At 31.5% G+C, this 1,734-nt stretch carries 2 protein-coding genes; both read right to left on the minus strand.

Annotation, left to right across the window (positions count from 1 at the left end; genetic code table 11):
* A partial coding sequence (locus AC2A07_RS19600; RefSeq protein ID WP_484051787.1) for a hypothetical protein occupies window positions 1-990 on the minus strand: 990 nt, incomplete at its 3' end.
* 3 nt (window positions 991-993) lie between these two features.
* On the minus strand, window positions 994-1,734 hold a 741-nt coding region (locus AC2A07_RS19605), incomplete at its 5' end, for a hypothetical protein (RefSeq protein WP_484051788.1).

Below are 1,734 nucleotides of genomic sequence, written 5' to 3' on the forward strand. Positions count from 1 at the left end.
TGTTTTTCCGTTTAGAAATTCTGTTGTTTCAGAATGATTTAGATTTGTCTTTCCTACAATTTCTGTATTATTTGTAATGGAAATCATCGTAATGGGATCAGAGTTCCCGCAATACGCACTGTTTAAAACGTTGGGATTATTATTGTAAATACATGTACTGATATAGCCCTCATATGTTGGAAATGTGCTTGCATATAAATATTCGGTTGAAGGAGAGTTTCTGTTTCTTAAGCTAATACCTGTAAGCTTATCAGTATTATAAATGGTGTGTTGATTACTGTTTGTAAATAATAAACTGTTGTTATTATCTTTTTTTTGCTCCATCTTCAATATTCCTCTTTTATAATCGTAATTAGCTACTGGCACAAATGGAGCGCCTGTAACATGATCAGGATTTGGTTCGTCAATAGGGGATGTATACGTATACTGAACAGAACCTTTATTTGTTTCTGAAACCGTAACATTCTGATAGCCCACATCTGAACCTTGTGTTTTCTGAACAGGAATAAAATTTTCTGATGAATAAATAGTAAAATTATTATTATAATGGTATTTGCATAAATTGTTATTGGTACCACACCCATATACAAAATCATTATAATAATTATATTCATAATGATGTATCGGTTTAGGAAAAACTAATGCACCACTACTTTTTCCGGGATTATTTGGATCAGCATAAGAAAAGTTGACTTTTTTCACAGGTAAAGCATCTGTAGGCCTATCAAAATAACTAATACTGTTAATTCTGATTCCGCCTCCGTTTAACCATTGTTTCTGCACAGGACTTTTTGATTTATAAGCAAAATCGATATTGGCTGTGCCTTGATCATTCATGTTGGTCCATATAAATTTAAATCTATAAGTATATCCAGCATCCAATATAAATTCTTTATCATATATGTTTTCAAGTCCACTGCTTTGAATGACCTGATTATTGGTTCCCAGTTTATCTAAATATAAAAACCCAATAGCTCCGTCATTATTCAAAATTTAAGATTTTTCTATAATTAATATTCTACTTTGCGAATCTGATCCTAAATTATAATATGTATTTACAGGAAATGTACTTTGTAGATTAATATTTGAGGTAGTACTGTATACCCAATTGTCAAAATTTTCTTCAAAATTGTTTAAAGAAGCTCCGGTGTGATCAGAAGAATATGTATTTGAACCAAAATCAAAAGATTTTAATCCTCCGCTCGGAAGCTTTATGCTTTCTAAGATATTTATTTTAGCACAATTTGGGGACGTGTCTTTAGCTAATAAAAAATTTGCATAAGGACGAGGACAATTAAACCATTCCCAATGGTCTTTTCCCAAGGTAGCATTGTCAGTATTTTGAGTATAATTAAAAATGTAATCAAAATCTTTTTCTGAATTGGATTTATATTTTGTTACTGTAGATAAAGCTAATCGTTTATCATTAATGTCTCTTCCAGATAAAGCGAATTCAAAGGAACTATACGAAAGCTGGTAAGTTTCAAGGGTTTTTCCGGAATGATCTATCAGCTTTATTTGATCCAATTTTGATAACTGTTGAGGGTGGGTATAATTTGTGTCTGATCTTCCTTGCAGATAAGTAAAATTAATTAATCCCTTGCCGGATATTCTGATATTTTGAAGATTTCTTACGGATGTAACTGTAGATATAACAGTTGTTTCGTTCGTAGCTGGGATATCCTTGTCGAATTGTATTCTTACAGGGTAAGGTAGTAATGTAGAATCATCATC

This window comes from Chryseobacterium sp. HNCC26DJ238 (assembly GCF_057180465.1).